The sequence below is a fragment of the Pandoraea cepalis genome (genome assembly GCF_902459625.1).
Lineage (GTDB): Bacteria > Pseudomonadota > Gammaproteobacteria > Burkholderiales > Burkholderiaceae > Pandoraea > Pandoraea cepalis.
Map to the genome: position 1 here is coordinate 116,496 of NZ_CABPRY010000003.1, position 16,271 is coordinate 132,766.

The 16,271-nt window shown below is 63.8% G+C and carries 18 protein-coding genes; 13 read left to right on the forward strand and 5 right to left on the reverse strand.

What is annotated here, in order from left to right; genetic code table 11:
- Positions 1-38 precede the first annotated feature (38 nt).
- Together PCE31107_RS08690 and PCE31107_RS08695 are read left to right on the forward strand one after the other, a co-directional pair.
- Entirely contained in the window at positions 39-344 is a 306-nt protein-coding gene (locus PCE31107_RS08690; protein ID WP_130026257.1) for a panthothenate synthetase, read from the forward strand.
- A gap of 179 nt (positions 345-523) precedes the next feature.
- Positions 524-1,015 (forward strand): cupin domain-containing protein, encoded by a 492-nt coding sequence (locus PCE31107_RS08695; protein WP_150607781.1) that lies wholly within the window; start codon positions 524-526, stop codon positions 1,013-1,015.
- 75 nt (positions 1,016-1,090) lie between these two features.
- Here the strand turns inward: PCE31107_RS08695 and PCE31107_RS08700 are convergent, their stop codons facing one another.
- Positions 1,091-2,218, reverse strand: coding sequence for an aminotransferase class V-fold PLP-dependent enzyme (locus PCE31107_RS08700; RefSeq protein WP_150607783.1), 1,128 nt, complete (start codon positions 2,216-2,218; stop codon positions 1,091-1,093).
- A 285-nt stretch (positions 2,219-2,503) separates the two neighbouring features.
- On the opposite strand from PCE31107_RS08700, the gene PCE31107_RS08705 reads away from it, so the two are divergent.
- Positions 2,504-3,142: a glutathione S-transferase family protein gene (locus PCE31107_RS08705; RefSeq protein WP_150607785.1), complete on the forward strand. Its 639-nt coding sequence runs from the start codon at positions 2,504-2,506 to the stop codon at positions 3,140-3,142.
- A gap of 64 nt (positions 3,143-3,206) precedes the next feature.
- Here the strand turns inward: PCE31107_RS08705 and PCE31107_RS08710 are convergent, their stop codons facing one another.
- Together PCE31107_RS08710 and PCE31107_RS08715 are read right to left on the reverse strand one after the other, a co-directional pair.
- The gene (locus PCE31107_RS08710; protein ID WP_150607787.1) at positions 3,207-3,683 is read right to left on the reverse strand and encodes an OsmC family protein; all 477 of its coding nucleotides are present in this window, start codon (positions 3,681-3,683) and stop codon (positions 3,207-3,209) included.
- Positions 3,684-3,712: 29 nt separating this feature from the next.
- The gene (locus PCE31107_RS08715; protein ID WP_150607789.1) at positions 3,713-4,582 is read right to left on the reverse strand and encodes an IclR family transcriptional regulator; all 870 of its coding nucleotides are present in this window, start codon (positions 4,580-4,582) and stop codon (positions 3,713-3,715) included.
- Between the two features lie 297 nt (positions 4,583-4,879).
- Between PCE31107_RS08715 and PCE31107_RS08720 the strand changes: the two genes are divergently transcribed.
- The 7 genes from PCE31107_RS08720 to PCE31107_RS08750 all read left to right on the forward strand — a co-directional run bounded on the left by PCE31107_RS08720 (position 4,880) and on the right by PCE31107_RS08750 (position 11,807).
- The gene (locus tag PCE31107_RS08720; protein ID WP_130026252.1) at positions 4,880-5,980 is read left to right on the forward strand and encodes an ABC transporter ATP-binding protein; all 1,101 of its coding nucleotides are present in this window, start codon (positions 4,880-4,882) and stop codon (positions 5,978-5,980) included.
- The gene (locus tag PCE31107_RS08725; RefSeq protein WP_017233347.1) at positions 5,973-6,878 is read left to right on the forward strand and encodes an ABC transporter permease; all 906 of its coding nucleotides are present in this window, start codon (positions 5,973-5,975) and stop codon (positions 6,876-6,878) included. Before PCE31107_RS08720 ends, PCE31107_RS08725 begins: the two co-directional genes overlap by 8 nt.
- Positions 6,879-6,921: 43 nt before the next feature.
- Positions 6,922-7,716: an ABC transporter permease gene (locus PCE31107_RS08730; protein WP_017233348.1), complete on the forward strand. Its 795-nt coding sequence runs from the start codon at positions 6,922-6,924 to the stop codon at positions 7,714-7,716.
- A 23-nt stretch (positions 7,717-7,739) separates the two neighbouring features.
- Entirely contained in the window at positions 7,740-8,135 is a 396-nt protein-coding gene (locus PCE31107_RS08735; protein WP_150607791.1) for a (2Fe-2S)-binding protein, read from the forward strand.
- A complete protein-coding gene (locus PCE31107_RS08740; protein WP_150607793.1) occupies positions 8,128-9,552 on the forward strand; it encodes an FAD/NAD(P)-dependent oxidoreductase in 1,425 nt (474 codons plus the stop codon). Before PCE31107_RS08735 ends, PCE31107_RS08740 begins: the two co-directional genes overlap by 8 nt.
- Entirely contained in the window at positions 9,545-10,681 is a 1,137-nt protein-coding gene (locus PCE31107_RS08745) for an NAD(P)/FAD-dependent oxidoreductase (RefSeq protein WP_130026249.1), read from the forward strand. The genes PCE31107_RS08740 and PCE31107_RS08745 overlap by 8 nt, the downstream gene beginning before the upstream one ends.
- Before the next feature lie 79 nt (positions 10,682-10,760).
- Positions 10,761-11,807 carry an ABC transporter substrate-binding protein gene (locus tag PCE31107_RS08750; RefSeq protein WP_026131833.1) on the forward strand — a complete coding sequence of 349 codons (1,047 nt, stop codon included), beginning with the start codon at positions 10,761-10,763 and terminating at the stop codon, positions 11,805-11,807.
- Positions 11,808-11,964: 157 nt separating this feature from the next.
- On the opposite strand, the gene PCE31107_RS08755 is transcribed toward PCE31107_RS08750, so the two are convergent.
- A complete protein-coding gene (locus tag PCE31107_RS08755; RefSeq protein WP_150607795.1) occupies positions 11,965-12,360 on the reverse strand; it encodes a BLUF domain-containing protein in 396 nt (131 codons plus the stop codon).
- 110 nt (positions 12,361-12,470) lie between these two features.
- On the opposite strand from PCE31107_RS08755, the gene PCE31107_RS08760 reads away from it, so the two are divergent.
- Complete coding sequence (locus PCE31107_RS08760; RefSeq protein ID WP_130026247.1) at positions 12,471-13,220, forward strand: YoaK family protein; 750 nt, start codon at positions 12,471-12,473, stop codon at positions 13,218-13,220.
- 35 nt (positions 13,221-13,255) lie between these two features.
- Here PCE31107_RS08760 and PCE31107_RS08765 read toward each other — a convergent pair whose 3' ends face one another.
- Positions 13,256-13,501: a hypothetical protein gene (locus PCE31107_RS08765; protein ID WP_017233355.1), complete on the reverse strand. Its 246-nt coding sequence runs from the start codon at positions 13,499-13,501 to the stop codon at positions 13,256-13,258.
- 284 nt (positions 13,502-13,785) lie between these two features.
- Between PCE31107_RS08765 and PCE31107_RS08770 the strand changes: the two genes are divergently transcribed.
- Both PCE31107_RS08770 and PCE31107_RS08775 read left to right on the forward strand, forming a co-directional pair.
- The gene (locus PCE31107_RS08770; protein WP_150607797.1) at positions 13,786-15,792 is read left to right on the forward strand and encodes a DUF2849 domain-containing protein; all 2,007 of its coding nucleotides are present in this window, start codon (positions 13,786-13,788) and stop codon (positions 15,790-15,792) included.
- Positions 15,782-16,258 carry a DUF934 domain-containing protein gene (locus tag PCE31107_RS08775; protein WP_130026245.1) on the forward strand — a complete coding sequence of 159 codons (477 nt, stop codon included), beginning with the start codon at positions 15,782-15,784 and terminating at the stop codon, positions 16,256-16,258. The genes PCE31107_RS08770 and PCE31107_RS08775 overlap by 11 nt, the downstream gene beginning before the upstream one ends.
- Positions 16,259-16,271: the final 13 nt, after the last annotated feature.

Below are 16,271 nucleotides of genomic sequence, written 5' to 3' on the forward strand. Positions count from 1 at the left end.
TTGAAGCGTCCTTTCGGACTCAATCAAGGAGAACGACGATGCGAATGCTTCTCAACATACGAATACCTCACGAGCCATTCAACGGTTTTGTGCGAGATGGCTCCATCGGAGCATTAATAGAGAGGATTCTCGCAGAGATGAAACCGGAAGCAGCCTACTTCACCGAGCAGAACGGTACACGCGGAGCCATCCTCGTCGTGAACCTTGAGGAGCCGTCGCAGATTCCAAAATTCGTGGAGCCATGGTTTCTTGCGTTCAATGCCGACTGTGAGTTTCGCGTGGTGATGGGGGCGGATGACCTCAAGAAAGCTGGGCTCGAAACGCTTGGCTCGAAGTGGAAATAGGGCGCGCGGCACGGTGTGTGTGTGACCTGCCAGGGACAGGCACATCACGCTGCCGCACGGCTGGAGCGCCGTGAGTACGCCGTTCAAAAGAAGGCGCGGATAGTCGACGCTGTCATGCCGGCGGCGGCACGACTTCCCATAGAATGGAACGTCACCGTCCACAACGAGGCGTTACTGCAATGAGCACGTACTTGATCAAAAGCGAAGACATCGCCCGGATGGGGGGTGTCACGAAAACGCATTTCCGGAACCCGAATGCAATACGTACCAACAAATCGCTGGGCGACGCGACCGGGCTTAGCGGGTTCGGATTTCACCTTGTTGAAGTCGAGCCGGGCCGTGAAACGACGGAATACCACCTCCATCATCACGAAGACGAGTGCGTTTATGTGTTGAGTGGAACGGCAACCGCCGTGATCGGGGATGAGGCATTCGCCATTGGCCCGGGGGATTTCATCGGTTACCGGAAGGGCGGTCTGGCGCATTCGATCCGAAATACCGGTTCAGAGACCTTGCGTTGCATCGTCGTCGGCGATCGACTTCCCCACGATGTTTGCGACTACCCCCGCCAGAACAAGCGGATGTTCCGCAATCCCGGTATCGGGATGCCCTCGAATCTCGTGGATCTTTCAGCGATTGAGGTGGTGGGCGGTAGCGTTGGCAAGAAATGACGCCGTCGGCCGGTCACCCTGGGTTGGAGACCGGCCGATGGGGGGCTAGCGCCTCGCATGCGCCGCAGACGCAAGCTACACAACACTCTGCAACGCGTTGGCGAACCGGGCCACCGCGCCGTCGACGTCGTGCAGTTTGTCCAGGCCGAACAATCCGATACGGAAGGTCTTGAAGTCGTCGGGCTCGTCGCATCTCAGCGGCACGCCGGGGGCGATCTGCAAACCGGCATCGGCAAATTTCTTGCCGGATCGAATGCCGTCGTCGTCGGTGTAGCTGACCACGACCCCCGGTGCCTGAAAACCTTCGGCCGCCACGCTCTTGAATCCGTGCTCCGTCAGGAGTGCGCGAATGCGCGCACCGAGTTCAAGCTGTTCCGCTTTCACTTTGTCGAAGCCGTACGCCTCGGTCTCTTTCATGACGTCACGCAATGTCGCAAGACTGTCCGTGGGCATCGTGGCGTGATACGCGAATCCACCGCTCTCGTAAGCTTCCATGATCTGCAGCCATTGCCGAAGATCGCAGGCGAAACTGGTGCTCGTGGTGGCGTCGATCCGTTCGCGGGCAAGCGCACTGAGCATGACCATGGCGCAGCAGGGCGGCGCACTCCACCCCTTTTGCGGCGCGCTGATCAGCACGTCGACGCCGCACGCCTGCATGTCGACCCAGACCGTGCCGGACGCGATGCAATCCAGGATCAACATACCGCCGACGGCATGAATCGCGTCGGACACCGCGCGCAAATAGGCATCGGGCAACATCATGCCGGAGGCGGTTTCGACATGCGGGGCAAAGACCAGATCCGGCTTGTGTTCCCGGATTGCCGCGACCACCTCGTCGAGCGGGGCCGGTGCGTAGGCCGCTTGCCTTCCCTGTTCGACGGGACGCGCCTTCAAGACCCTCGATTCGGACGGTATGCCGCCCATGTCGAAAATCTGCGACCAGCGGAAGCTGAACCATCCGTTACGAATGACGAGGCACTTCTTGTTCGTTGCGAACTGCCGGGCCACGGCCTCCATGCCGAACGTCCCGCTTCCCGGGACGATGACCGCCGACTTCGCGTGATAGACGTTTTTCAGCGTATCGGAAATATCGCGCATCACCCCTTGAAAGCGCCGCGACATGTGGTTGATGGAACGGTCGGTATACACGACCGAATATTCGAGGAGTCCCTCGCGGTCGACATCGGGAAGTAGTCCTGGCACGTCCGCCTCCGACAATAGACGAGTATGAAAATCAAGCACAGGGGCTCACGAAAGCCGCCTGCAGGTGAGCGGGAAGCCGATTTGCGTCGCTTCAGCGGTATCAAATCATAAATGCGGCTCGCCCGGGGAACAGTTTCGTTCGCTATCTTCGCACGCGCGCGCCGGACCTGTCGGCCAGCGCCCGACGCGATGCAGTAAGATTTCCCGAAATCCGACGGCGGTCGCCTGGGCTCCTTGCCGCCCCGGACATGCCGCTCCCCCTGGCGCTGGACTGGAGACAAGCCCATGACGACTGACCGACGCATCACGTTCTATCACGCCCCCAACACGCGCTCGTCAGGCGTTTTGGTGCTGCTCGACGAACTGCAGGCCGAGCATGATCTTCATCTGCTGCGTTTTGCCACCGGCGAGCAACGCGGCTCGGAGTATCTGGACGTCAATCCGATGGGCAAGGTGCCGGCCATCCGTCATGGCGATGCAATCGTCACCGAGCAGGCGGCGGTCTACATGTATCTTGCCGAGCTGTATCCGGAGAAAGGGCTGGCGCCGATGCCGGGCGATCCGCGTCGCGGTGCGTATCTGCGCTGGATGGTGTTCTACGGCTCGTGTGTCGAGCCGGCCGTGGTCGACAAGTCGCTGGGGCGCGACGGCGCCGAGCGCTCGCGCTCGCCGTATGGCGACTACGATGCCGTCATGTGGACGCTGGAGCGGCATCTGGCGCAGAACGACGGTCCGTGGTGGCTGGGCGAGTCGTTCACGGCGGCCGATGCGTTGTGGGGCAACGCCATGCACTTCCTCACGCAATTCAAGCTCGTGCCGCCGACCCCGGCCGTGATGGCCTACGTGGAACGCTTTCGCGCCCGCGACTCGTTCGTGCGGGCACAGCAGCGCGATGCCGAGCTGGCGAGACAACTCGCGGCGTAATGACCGGCCAAGCCGGGGGCGGGCAACCCATCACCCCGGTCACCCGCATAACCCCATCACGCCATCACTGAGCCAACACGTCGATGCGCGGCTCGCACTCGATGGGGAAGTTGACCGAGTTGGCGATGTAGCACTTCGCGTGGGCCTGATGATGCAGTTCGGCCGCCAGCTCGGCGTTACTGCCCGCGCGGATCGTGACGTGCGGGTGCAGCACGATCCGCGCGAAACGGCCTTCCTGTGCGGTGTCGATCATCGTGCCCAGGGCGTGGTCGGTGTATCGCTCGACGATCACACCGGCTTCGGCACACAGGTGCAGATACCAGAGCTTGTGGCAGGCACTCGCGGACGCGACCAGCAGGTCCTCGGGATTCCAGCGCGCGGCGTCGCCACGAAAGGCGGGGTCGGCGGAGCCGGGGATCGTCGGTTTGCCATCGGCGCGAATGTCGTGATTGCGCCCGTACGCGCGGTAGCCCGACGTACCGCTGCCCTGATTGTCGGTCCACTCGACGTCGACCTGATATTGATGTTCGCCTGATGCCACGAGGTATCTCCCTGGTAGGCCAGCGTGAGTTACGCCAGCGGTTCTGTCGTCAGCGCCCGTGTAAGACCATGCGTCGGGCGGCGCATCGCAACGTCGAACGGGTTCGTTTGCGGGCCGATCAACTCGGCCTGACGCCGCAGCAATTCCACCACCATCGGCAGACGATCCTGCGACAGCCGAGCGGCGAGCGTGCCCACGCTCAACGCGGCCACCGCGTGCCCGGTGCGGTCGAACACAGGAACCGCCACCCCGGCCATGCCGTCGAGCACGCCGCTGTTGCTGCCCGCATAGCCCAATTGACGCACACGCTCGATTTCGGTGCGCAAATAGACCTCGTCGAGCACCCCATACCCGCGCAAACGCGGCACGTTAAAACGAATGATCTCTTCGCGCTCGGCCTCCGGCAGGAAGGCGAGAATCGCCAGACTCCCTTGGCCGACGCCCAGCGCCACGCGACCGCCGATGTCGCCGGTGAACGAGCGGATCGGGAAGGGCCCTTCGCACATATCGAGGCACACGGCATCGAAGCTGCTGCGCACCAGCAGGAAGATGGTGTCGCCGAGGCTCGCGCAAAGCCGTAGCAGCGACGGACGGCACAGCGTGCGCATGCCGCTTGGGTTGCCAGCCTGCGCCGCCATCGCGAAGAAGTCGATGCTGAGCCGGTAGAGCTTGGAGGTCTCGTCCTGTTCCACAACCTGCTCGGCGATGAGCGCATGCAGAATTCGGTGCACCGTCGCCTGACTGAGGCCCACGGCCTTGGCGAGGTGGGTCACGCGCTCGCCCTCGGGCTTGGCGTCGCCCAATGCGCGGATGACGGCAAAGGTGCGTTGCAGAATGCCCGCGCCAGCCGCGTCCGACGACGGCGACGTCGGCGTGCGGGGTGAATCGATGGTGTTCATTACTGTCTCGAATATTCCGTCAAACGGAATACTAGCGTAAGCCAATACCTCTTGAAAACAGGTGCGATCCGCCGAAACCGTAAAAAACATCCAATATTCACGTTAGCTTAGGGATTGTACCGAGGCGGTGACGCGAAATGAATTCATGTGTTCATTCGTCAAATATTCCATCAAACAAAATAATCTGAATATTTATCTCATTTCACGGAATCGTTATCTTGCGGCGGGCAATTTGGCTCGCTACTGTTCGATGCAATTGCATTTCTTGCGGCGTGTACGCGCCCGAAGGTCGTAACCATGTCTTTTCTGACTTTGACGGATGTTTCCAAGACGTTTGGCGAGCTGAACGCCGTCTCGAACGTCAATCTCTCGGTGGAGAAGGGCGAGTTCGTCTCGCTGCTGGGGCCCTCGGGCTGCGGCAAGACCACCACCTTGCAGATGATCGCGGGCTTTGTGGAAACCACCACCGGGCGCATTACCCTCGATGGGCGCGACATCACGCACATGCGTCCGAACAAGCGGGGCCTGGGTATTGTGTTCCAGAGCTACGCGCTGTTCCCGCATATGACCGTGGCGGATAACGTCGGCTTCGGCCTGGAGATGCGCGGTATCGACAAGGCCGAGCGTCAGGCGCGCATTCGCGAGGCGCTGGCCCTTGTGCGCCTCGATGCGCTCGGCCATCGCTTCCCGCGCGAACTCTCCGGCGGTCAGCGCCAGCGCGTGGCAATCGCGCGCGCGGTCGTGATCGCGCCGCCCGTGCTGCTGCTCGACGAGCCCATGTCGAACCTCGACGCCAAGCTGCGCGAAGACATGCAGTTCGAGCTGCGCGCGATCCAGCGCAAGATCGGCACGACCACGATCATGGTCACGCACGATCAATCGGAAGCGCTGTCGATCAGCGACCGGGTCGTGGTGATGGAGGCCGGGCGCATCACTCAGGTCGACACGCCGTATCGTGCCTACGAGCGTCCGCAAACGCCGTTCGTCTCGAAGTTCATCGGCAAGGCCAACATGCTGGCTGGCCGTGTGGCGGCGCGCGACGATGAGCACCTGCATGTCGAGATAGGCGCGCAACTGACCCAGCGCGCGCGGCTGTCGGACCTCTCGCCACGTGAGCGCGCGATGGCCGTGGGCGATGCAATCACGCTGTGTCTGCGTCCCGAAAAAGTTCGTCTGTGCGCACCCGCCGACGGCCGGATGGCGGCCACGGTAACGAGCCGCTTCTTCCTCGGCAGCCAATGGCTGTACCGCGTGGACAGTCCGCTGGGCGAAGTGCTCGTGTGCTGCCAGAACGAAGGCGGCGAGCCGCTCTCCGAAGGCGCGCCGGTCGGCCTCGACTGGCAGGCCGAGGCCGTGCGCTTCATTACGCCGAACGCCGGAGAACACGCTCATGGCTGAGACATTGCAAGTGGCCAGCCCCGAGACGGCGCCGGCGACGCGTGCGCCCTGGCATGCGTATCTGCCGATGTGGTTGATGAGCGCCCCGGCCATGCTGCTGTTCGTGGCGCTGGTGCTCATTCCGCTGCTCATGACGCTCGCGCTCACGTTCTATCAGTTCGATCCGTCGAGCGGCCCGATCGCGGCGTTCCAGTTCGGTAACTACGCCGAGGTCTTGTCCGACGCGTACTTCCACACGATCTTCCTGCGCACGTTCGGCATCTCGCTCACCGTCACGGCGGTGTGCGCCGTGGTGGGCACGTTCGAAGCCTATGTGCTTTCGCGCATGGGCGACCCGTGGCGGTCGCTCTTCTTGCTGGTGATTCTCTCGCCGCTGCTCGTGTCGATCGTGGTGCGGGCGTTCGGCTGGAGCATGCTGCTTGGCTCGGGCGGCCTGATCAATCAGACGTTCGGCCTCCTGGGCATGGGCCCATACAAGCTGGAGTACACCCACTTCGCGATCATCGTCGCGCTGGTGCACGTGATGCTGCCGTTCATGGTGATTCCCGTTTGGACATCGCTGCAACGCCTCGACCCTCAGACCGAGAACGCCGCGCTGTCGCTGATGGCGTCGCCGGCCACGACGTTGCGCCGCATTGTGCTGCCGCAACTGGTGCCGGGCATTCTGTCGGGCAGTCTGATGGTGTTCGGCCTGTCGGCGAGTGCATTCGCGATTCCGAGCTTGCTGGGCGGACGCCGTCTCAAGGTCGCCGCGACCGCCGTGTACGACCAGTTCCTGAGTTCGCTCAACTGGCCGCTGGGCGCGACCATCGCCGTGCTGCTGCTCGTGGCGAACCTGATCGTGATGCTGACGTACTACCGCCTGCTCGATCGCCGCTATTCGCGCAGCATGGGCTAAGGCCAGGACACGGTCTCCCGCAGAACAGAACCCAATCGCCATCATGCGTAAAAACAGCCCCCTGGCGCTCGCGTTCCATACGCTCGTCATCCTCTTCGTCCTCGCGCCGATGATCATCGTCGTGCTGGTCGCGTTCACGCCCGAGCAAACGCTCTCGCTGCCCACGCGCGGCGTGTCGCTGCGCTGGTTCCGCGCGATTCTCGACTACCCCGACTTTATCGCGTCGTTCTTCACGAGCCTGAAGCTGGCGTTCCTGTCGGCAACGCTCTCGCTGGCGATTGCGTTGCCCGCTGCCCTGGCCATCGGCCGCGCGCGCTTTCCGGGACGCAACTTCCTCAACGGTTTGCTGCTGTCGCCGCTGGTGATCCCGGGCCTCGTGCTCGGTATTGCGCTGCTGCGCTTCTTCGCCATGCTGGGCGTGAGCGGCTCGTTCGCGGCGCTGACCTTCGCGCACATGATCGTCGTGACGCCATTCATCATGCGCCTCGTGCTGGCGTCGATCAGCGGACTCGACCGCAGTGTCGAGCATGCGGCAGCGTCGCTCGGCGCGGGCGCATGGACGACCTTCCGCCGTGTGACCATGCCGATGATCCTGCCGGGCATTACCGGCGGCTGGCTGCTCGCCTTCATCAACAGCTTCGACGAACTGACGATGTCGGTCTTCATCACCTCGCCGCAGACGGTCACGCTGCCCGTGCGCATGTACATGTACGCGACCGAGTCGATCGATCCGATGATGGCGTCCGTCTCGGCGCTCGTCATTGCGGTGACGCTGGGCGCGATGTTGTTGCTCGACCGTGTCTACGGCCTGAACCGCATCTTGATCGGTCAGCATTGAACGTGCGCTCCAAGACGAATCTCATGTCTCACTCTTCCCATGCGTCCCGCGCGTCGCAAGACACCTGCGCGCCGGGGCATCCGCAATTGGCGCGCCTGGTCGAGACGGCGCGCGCGCCCGTCACGTTCTATCTCGACGGCGCCCCGGCGCAGGCGCTCGCGGGCGACACGCTGCTCACGGCCATTCTCATGCACCAGCGCCATGTCCGGATCAGTGAATTCGGCGGCGCACCGCGCGCGGGTTTTTGCCTGATCGGTGCATGCCAGGATTGCTGGGTGCGCTGCGAGACGGCGTCTGGCACCGGTGGCGATGCCCAACTGACGCGTCTGCGCGCCTGCTCGACACCGGTGCAAGCCGGCATGCGGATTCTCACGCGGGCGGCCGATGCCGACGAAGCGCACGGAGGCTCGCATGGTTGAGCATGCTGAGATCGTGATCGTCGGCGCGGGTCCAGCGGGCATTCGCGCTGCGCAGACGCTGGTGGCAGCGGGACAGCGTCCGGTGGTGCTCGACGAAAACATGCGCTGGGGCGGGCAGATCTACCGACAGCCGCCGGTCGGCGCGGGCTTCACACGGACCAAGCAAGCGCTGTATGGCTTCGAAGCGGCCAAGGCCGATGCCATCCACGGCACCATGGCCGCGCTGTTGCCTCAGGTCGACTATCGACCCGAGACCCTCGTGTGGGCTTGTGATCCGGCGCGGCTCCACACGATCCACGACGGTCGGGAAAAGCCGGTGCCGTTCACGCATTTGATCATTGCCAGCGGTGCGACCGATCGCGTCTTGCCGCTGCCGGGCTGGACGCTGCCGGGCGTGTACACGTTGGGCGGCGCGCAAGTCGCGCTCAAGGCGCAGGGGTGTGCGATTGGCGAGCAGGTGGTGTTCGCGGGCACGGGGCCGTTGCTGTATCTCGTGGCCTACCAGTACGCGAAAGCGGGCGCGAACGTGGCCGCGGTGCTCGACACGAGCGCGTTTGCCGGCCAGGTCAAGGCCACGCCGCGGCTGCTGAATCAGCCGGCCACGCTCGCCAAGGGGCTCTATTACGTGGGATGGCTGCGCGCGCATGGGGTGCGCATCGAGCATGGCGTCACGCTCGACGGCATTGACGGCACCGCCGGGGTGCGCGCGATTCGCTGGCGGCGCGACGGCCGCGAACACACGCTTGCGTGCAGCGCCGTGGGGCTGGGCTTCGGCCTGCGTCCCGAGACACAACTGGCCGATTTGGCCGGGTGCCGTTTTGTCTTCGACGACCTCAATCGTTGCTGGCTACCCGAGCGCGACGCCGCCGGTCGCAGTTCGCAATCCGGCATCTATGTGGCGGGAGACGGCGCGGGTATCGCCGGCGCCGACGCGGCGGAACTCGCCGGCCTTCGTGCAGCGCTTGCTTTGCTCGAGGATCTCGGCATCGCCGCCCCGGCAATGCCCAACGCGCCCGACGCCGACGCCATCGAACGCAAGCTCGCGAGCATTGGGCGCTTTCGTGTGGGGATCGAGCAGGCGTTTGCGTTGCCCGACGATCCGTCGGCGCGCTGGCCGGACGACATGATCGTGTGTCGATGCGAGGAAGTCGATGTGGGCACGCTGCGCGACTGCGTGCGGGAGGACGGTGTGACCGACATCAATCGGCTCAAGGCGCTCACGCGTGTTGGCATGGGGCGCTGCCAGGGCCGCATGTGCGGCGAGGCGGCCTGCCATCTGCTCGCGCGCGAGAGCGGCCAGACGCTGGCACAAGCGGGGCGTCTGCGGGCACAGGCCCCGATCAAACCGATTCCGATCGCGCCGATGTTGTTCGATGAAAACGTTGCGGCCATTCCTGAGGAGGCGCGCGATGAGTGAGACCCTGCATTACGACGTTGTCGTCGCCGGTGGTGGGCTGGTGGGCGCCTCGGCGGCGCGTGCGCTGGCCGAGCGTGGTCTGCGTGTGGCGTTGTTCGAGCGGCGTTATTGTGGGGCGCAGGCCAGCGGCGTGAACTACGGCGGCGTGCGCTGCCAGGGCCGCCCGGAAGAACAACTGCCGCTCGCCATGCGCGCGCGCAAGCTATGGGATCGCCTGCCCGAATTGATCGGGATCGACGGCGAATTCGTGCGCTCGGGACACTTGCGTCTCGCTCGTCGCGAGAGCGATCTCGAACCGCTCGACGCCTGGTCGGCAATGGCCAGCCGCTACGGTCTCGCCTCGACCGTGCTGCGTGGGGCGGCGTTTCGCGAGCGTTTTCCGTGGCTGGGCGACGGCGCCGTCGGCGGCTCGCTGTGTCTGAGCGACGGCCATGCGAACCCGCGTCTCGTATCGCCCGCGTTTGCGCGCGCCGCCCGCGCGCTCGGCGCGGACGTGCACGAACGTACGCCGATCACCTCGGTGGCGCACGATGGCGTGCGCTTCCAGCTCACGGCAAAGCCAGTCGAAGGCGAGCCATTGCACGTGAGCGCCGACTGGCTGCTCAATACGTCCGGCGCGTGGGCGAATCACATCGCGGGCACGTTCGGCGAGCGGGTGCCGATGCATGCCATCTATCCGAACATGTGGGTCACCGAACCGCTGCCGAAGTTCATTGGCCATAACCTCGGCGTGTACGGCGGCGGCGTGTATGCGCGGCAAGTCGAGCGCGGCAACTGTGTGATCGGCGGCGGACGCGGCACCGGCGACGGCGAGTACGCCCAGCCGTCGGCCGATACCACGCGCGCGGTGATGCGCGAGGCATGTGCATTGCTGCCGGCACTGCGCCATGCGTTGCTCATTCGCACCTGGAGCGGCGTGGAGGGCGAGACGCCCGACAACAATCCGATCATCGGCATGAGTCGCACCACGCCGCGTCTGGTGCATGCCTTCGGCTTCTCGGGGGGCGGCTTTCTGCTGGCCCCCGGCGTAGGCGAAGTGCTGGCGGATCTGGTCACGCACGGCGAGACGGCGACACCGATCGAGGCGTTTGCCGTCGACCGGTTCGCGCCAGTCACGGCCGACGCGTGATCGGCAAATGAATCCCGTACGTCCCGAGTTCGTCACAACACTACCTTCCTCACACCCAGGAAACACAAGGAGAACCACGATGAAGCTATCCCGAAAGGTCGTCATGTGCGCTGCGGCGCTGGCATTGGGCGCGAGCAGCGCGGCCTGGTCGCAGTCCAAAACACTGTACGTCGGCATGAATGGCGGCTCGATGGAAAAGGCCTACACGACGCAGGTCTTCCCCGAGTTCGAAAAGGCCAACAATGTGAAGGTCGTGGTGGTGCCGGGGACGTCGTCCGACGTGCTGGCCAAGCTGCTCGCGAATCGGAACAGCCCGCAGATGCACGTGGTGTTCCTGGACGATGGGGTGATGGCGCGCGCGATCAGCATGGGGGTGTGCCAAAAGCTTGACGATTCGCCCACGCTCAAGGAACTGTATCCGTTCGCGCGCGTGAAGGACGACATGGCTGCCGGTGTGCAACTCGGCATGACCGGTATCGGCTACAACACCAAGATCTTCAAGGAAAAGGGCTGGGCCGCGCCGACGTCGTGGAGCGATTTCGCCGATCCCAAGTACAAGGGCAAGGTTGTCTTCCAGTCAGCGTCGAGCAGCACGTTCGGCTTGCATGGTTTCCTGGCGCTGAACCGCATCTGGGGCGGGAGCGAGACCAACGTCGAGCCGGGCTTCAGCAAGTGGGCGACCACCGTGGGCCCGAATGTCGTCGAGTACATTCCGAACTCGGCCAAGCTCTCGGAAATGATCCAGACCGGCGAAGCCGCGATCTTCCCGCTGACGCCGACGGCCGTGAGCGAGCTGCAGGACAAGGGGATTCCGGTGGCGTACGTGGCCCCCAAGGAAGGTGCCGTGCAGTTGCTGGTCGACCTGTGTGTCGTGAAGAACAGCCCGGATAACGCCATGGCGCAGAAGCTCGCGCAGTTCCTGCTCTCGGCCAAGGGGCAGACACTTGCCGCCGCGGCGGGTGCGTATATCCCGACCAATCCGCACGCCACCGTGCCGCCGGCGATGCAGAAGCGTCTGGGCAAGATCGACGAACTTGTCAAGAACATCACCACCGTGGATTGGGACGCCATCAACCAGCGTCGCGCCCAGTGGGATCAGCGCTGGAACCGTCAGATCGAGCAGTAATCTCGATGCCGTGACCCTGGCGCATGTCCAGCATGCGCAGGGGAGACGGAAAACGCCGGGCCGCGCCTGAAGATCGCCCCGGAGGTTGGAGGGATGTCCAACTTTGGGGGGAATTGATCAGGGCGCCCGGCGTTATCTTGCTCAGGTGCCCGGTGGGTCACATCGCGTCCGATTCGGCAGCGAGTGCGGCAAAGGCGCCGACAAGGTCGGTATGGTCGGCGGGGATTATCAGGGTCTGCAGCGCGTGGGCGGGCTGGTCGAGCATCAGGTAGCCCAGGCTCCACGTCGGAAACGCGCCTGGCGTGTGCGGCGTACCATCGAGCAACACCTGGATGTCGCGATGGTGACGCGATGCCTCGATACGCCGGCGTGCATCGGCAAGGGGTTCGCTCGGCCCCTCGATGTATTGATAGAACATCATGCCATCGTAGAGCAGCACGCCGGTGATGCCATAGCTGGCATTGAACCCGCGTGAGTTGACGATGATCTGGGTGAGCTCCCGCAAATCGAGATCGGGCAAGGCTCGGCTCAGGTACGCGTAACACTCGATCATGCGGCGTTGTCTCCGTCATACAGGCTGCGCGTTGGCGCGCGATATTGGCGTGGACGCTGCGTCAGCGCGCATTAGAATACCGCATGTGCGAAGCCTGAGACTCACGCGTCATGCCGATCAAATTTCTACGTGGATTCACCCAGCCGGTGCGCACCGATGCCGCGAACCGGCGTCTGGGCTGCTCGCTTGCCTTCGTGGCGGGAGGAGCCAATGCGGGTGGTTTTCTTGCCGTCGGTCAGTACACGTCGCACATGTCGGGCATTGTCGCCTCGCTCTCCGACAATCTGGCGCTCGGGCAGCTCGTGCTCGTGTTGGCCGGATTCAGCGCCTTGTTGGCGTTCCTGTTTGGTGCCGCGACCTCATCCGTTCTCATTCACTGGGGGCGGCGCCATCAGACGCACAGCGAATATGCGGCACCGCTGATGTTCGAAGCGGTGCTCCTGCTGGCGTTCGGCGTGATGGGCGCCAATCTTGAAAACCATCGGCTGTTATACGTGCCGGGCACTGTCGCGTTGCTGTGTTACGTGATGGGCCTGCAGAATGCCATTATCACCAAGATCTCCCGGGCGGAGATTCGCACGACGCACGTGACCGGTCTGGTCACGGACATCGGCATCGAACTGGGCAAAATGAGCTACTGGAATCGGCCCGGGGTGGCGCGCCATCTGCCGCGCGTGGCGGGGGATCGTCAGAAGCTGCGTTTGTTGTGCGCGTTGCTGGGCATGTTCTTCCTGGGTGGGTTGGCGGGGGCGCTGGGTTTCAAGCACCTGGGCTTCGTCGCGACGGTTCCGCTCGCAGGGATATTGGTCGTGCTCGCCATCGTGCCGCTGCTCGACGACCTCGCACGAAGCCCCCACTGATCCCTGCGCCGACGAACCCTGACGCCGGTCAGCGCTCAGTCGGCCATGGCGGGAATGGCCCCGTCCTGGAAAAGCACGCGCGGTGCGTCCATCGTGCCGTCTTCCTCGTCGACCAGCACTTCGTAGGCGGCGATGCCCGCGAAGCCGGAGGCCATCGATTGCGCGATGCGCACGGCGCCGAATTCGGTGCTCGCCTGGCGCAACTCGCCGGGCTGCAAGACGCCGTCTTTGTTCTTGCGATAGGGCACGACGATGAACTTGATGGATTTGGCGTCGCTCATGGGGTCACTCACGATGAAATGGCATGATCGGAAATGTAGCATGAGTACTGTATAAAAATACAGTGTATTTTTGAAGTCATTCGATCGCCCCCGGCCCTTGGGGGCCGTGCATGCCTCGACGGGCTGTCGTCGGCCCGGTCCGGTCCGGCGGGGCGGCCGGGTCCAAACAACATCCCGTAATGTCTACATAACTAGTAAATGGTCGTATCTTCGCGCGCGTCTTGATAGCCTGCGGGTCGAATCGCGAGTTGCGACCAAATGATGACAAGCATTGAGAGCGTTGAATGAATGCAGGCAATCTGATTTCGGCAAACCGGCTGCAAGACGGCCTGGTCGTTTGGCTGGACAAGCAACACAACTGGGTGGATGACCTGACGCAGGCGCATGTGTTCGACGCGCAGGAACTCGAGCCGGCGCAAGCGGCTGCGAAAAGCGCGCTGGCCGCCAATCTGATCGTCGATCCCATGCCGCGCCCGGCGCAACTGAGCGACGCCGGCCCGGTGCCGGAAGATTTCCGGGAGCAACTGCGCTCGCGCGGGCCATCGGTGCGCGAAGATTTGGGCAAGCAGGCCGAGCAAGGCGCCGAGCCTGCGGCACTGGCGCACGCGCCGGCATTGACCGTTGCCCCGGAGCACGCCGGCATCTATCGCTACGACCCGTCGGAGCGCGAGTTCCTCAAGGACCGCGCCAAGGAGTTCGGTCAGAAGGTGGCGCGCCGCCTGTCCGGCGAGCTCAGCGAAGACGATTTCAAGGTCTATCGCCTGATGAACGGTCTGTACCTGCAACTGCACGGCTACATGTTGCGCGTTGCCATTCCGTACGGAACGCTGAGCGGCATTCAGATGCGCCAGCTCGCCTATGTGGCGACCCGCTACGACAAGGGCTACGGCCACTTCACCACGCGCCAGAACCTTCAGTTCAACTGGCCGACGCTCTCGGACTCGCCCGAGATCCTGTCGGCGCTTGCCGACGTGGACTTGCACGCCATTCAGACGAGCGGCAACTGCATCCGTAACGTGACCACCGACCAGTTCGCTGGTGCCGCGAAGGACGAAGTTCTCGATCCGCGTGTGTATGCCGAGATCTTGCGTCAATGGTCGACCGACCATCCCGAATTCACCTATCTGCCGCGCAAGTTCAAGATTGCGATCACGGGCGGCCAGGCCGACCGTGCCGCGGTGCGCTTTCACGACATCGGCATTCTGGCGCGCACCAACGAGCGTGGCGAAGTGGGGTTCCAGATTTATGCGGGTGGTGGCCTGGGACGCACGCCGATTGTCGGCACGCTCGTGCGCGAGTGGCTGCCCGAAGCGGATCTGCTGCGCTTCGTCGAAGCGATTCTGCGGGTGTACAACGCGCTGGGTCGACGTGACAACATCTACAAGGCGCGCATCAAGATCCTCATCAAGGAGATGCAGCCCGCGAAGTTCATCGAGATGATCGAGGAAGAGTTCGCGCGCATTGCGCTCACGCATCGGCCGTTAGGCGATGCCGTGATCGAGGGGATTCGCGAGCGTTTCATCGTGCCCGAGTTCGAGACGCTGCCGAGCGAGTCGACGGCGTTCGCGCAATCGTACGAGCGCGATATCGAGTTCCGTCACTGGGTCGATACCTGCACGCACGAGCACAAGGTGCCCGGCTATATCAGCGCGGTTGTCTCGCTCAAGCCGGCCGGTGGCATTCCGGGCGACGCCAGCGCGCAGGAGATGCTGGTGCTGGCCGATCTGGCTGAGCAGTATTCGTTCAACGAGCTGCGCGTGACGCACGAGCAGAACCTGGTGCTGCCGCACGTCAAGCGCGACGAACTGTATGTGCTGTGGTCGCGCCTGAAGGCGGCCGGTCTGGCGACGGCCAACATCGGCCTGATTTCGGATGCGATCGCTTGCCCGGGCCTGGATTATTGCGCGCTCGCCAATGCGCGTTCGGTGCCGGTGGCGCAACGCATTGCGCTGCGGTTCTCCGAGGCGCAGCAACGCGATATCGGGCCGGTGACGCTTAATGTGTCCGGCTGCATCAACGCTTGCGCGCATCACCACGTCGCGCACATCGGCATTCTCGGTGTCGACAAGGCGGGCAAGGAAAACTATCAGATCACGCTGGGCGGCTCGGCCGACGAGAATGCAGCCGTCGGCAAGATTCTTGGCCCGGGCGTCAGCTATGAGGACGTGCCGCAGGTGATCGAGAACATTCTCGGACGATATCTCTCGCTGCGAAACGAGGGCGAGCGCTTCATCGATACGCTCGGACGCGTCGGAGCGGAAGCATTCAAGGGAGCTTTGCATGTTGATTGATCGAAACGGGTTGCCGGCGGCAGACGTCTGGACTTATCACGGCGCCGATGCGTCGGCCACGGCAGCGCAGCCGGGCAACAAGGACGTGTTGCCGCTCGACGCCTGGCTTGCCGCGAACGAGAAGGGCGTGGCGCCGGCCGGCATCCGGGTGCAGGGGCACGACGATGCGGCAAGTATTGCGCCGCTGTTGCCGCAGCTGGACCTCATCGTGATCGAGTTCCCTAAGACCCGCGACGGGCGCGGTTTTACGCTCGCGAAACTGCTGCGTGACAAGTGGCATTTCGAAGGCGCGATTCGCGCGGCGGGTCCGTTGTTGCCCGATCAACTGGCGATGTTGTGGGCGTGCGGCTTCGATAGCCTGCTCTCGCCGTCGGACGTGCCCACGGCACGCTGGCATGAGGCCGCCCAGGCGGCAGTGGGTCGCGCCTCGCGTCCCCGCACGCTACTCGAGCGTCTGTCGGCCTGAGGGTCGCAGGTCT

What these genes read in the sequence shown, in the direction of transcription:
- PCE31107_RS08690 (WP_130026257.1), top strand. Translation starts at nt 39, where the DNA reads ATGCGAATGCTTCTCAACATACGAATACCTCACGAGCCATTCAACGGT.
- PCE31107_RS08695 (WP_150607781.1), top strand. Translation starts at nt 524, where the DNA reads ATGAGCACGTACTTGATCAAAAGCGAAGACATCGCCCGGATGGGGGGT.
- PCE31107_RS08705 (WP_150607785.1), top strand. Translation starts at nt 2,504, where the DNA reads ATGACGACTGACCGACGCATCACGTTCTATCACGCCCCCAACACGCGC.
- PCE31107_RS08715 (WP_150607789.1), bottom strand. Translation starts at nt 4,582, where the DNA reads ATGAACACCATCGATTCACCCCGCACGCCGACGTCGCCGTCGTCGGAC.
- PCE31107_RS08720 (WP_130026252.1), top strand. Translation starts at nt 4,880, where the DNA reads ATGTCTTTTCTGACTTTGACGGATGTTTCCAAGACGTTTGGCGAGCTG.
- PCE31107_RS08725 (WP_017233347.1), top strand. Translation starts at nt 5,973, where the DNA reads ATGGCTGAGACATTGCAAGTGGCCAGCCCCGAGACGGCGCCGGCGACG.
- PCE31107_RS08730 (WP_017233348.1), top strand. Translation starts at nt 6,922, where the DNA reads ATGCGTAAAAACAGCCCCCTGGCGCTCGCGTTCCATACGCTCGTCATC.
- PCE31107_RS08735 (WP_150607791.1), top strand. Translation starts at nt 7,740, where the DNA reads ATGTCTCACTCTTCCCATGCGTCCCGCGCGTCGCAAGACACCTGCGCG.
- PCE31107_RS08740 (WP_150607793.1), top strand. Translation starts at nt 8,128, where the DNA reads ATGGTTGAGCATGCTGAGATCGTGATCGTCGGCGCGGGTCCAGCGGGC.
- PCE31107_RS08745 (WP_130026249.1), top strand. Translation starts at nt 9,545, where the DNA reads ATGAGTGAGACCCTGCATTACGACGTTGTCGTCGCCGGTGGTGGGCTG.
- PCE31107_RS08750 (WP_026131833.1), top strand. Translation starts at nt 10,761, where the DNA reads ATGAAGCTATCCCGAAAGGTCGTCATGTGCGCTGCGGCGCTGGCATTG.
- PCE31107_RS08755 (WP_150607795.1), bottom strand. Translation starts at nt 12,360, where the DNA reads ATGATCGAGTGTTACGCGTACCTGAGCCGAGCCTTGCCCGATCTCGAT.
- PCE31107_RS08760 (WP_130026247.1), top strand. Translation starts at nt 12,471, where the DNA reads ATGCCGATCAAATTTCTACGTGGATTCACCCAGCCGGTGCGCACCGAT.
- PCE31107_RS08765 (WP_017233355.1), bottom strand. Translation starts at nt 13,501, where the DNA reads ATGAGCGACGCCAAATCCATCAAGTTCATCGTCGTGCCCTATCGCAAG.
- PCE31107_RS08770 (WP_150607797.1), top strand. Translation starts at nt 13,786, where the DNA reads ATGAATGCAGGCAATCTGATTTCGGCAAACCGGCTGCAAGACGGCCTG.
- PCE31107_RS08775 (WP_130026245.1), top strand. Translation starts at nt 15,782, where the DNA reads ATGTTGATTGATCGAAACGGGTTGCCGGCGGCAGACGTCTGGACTTAT.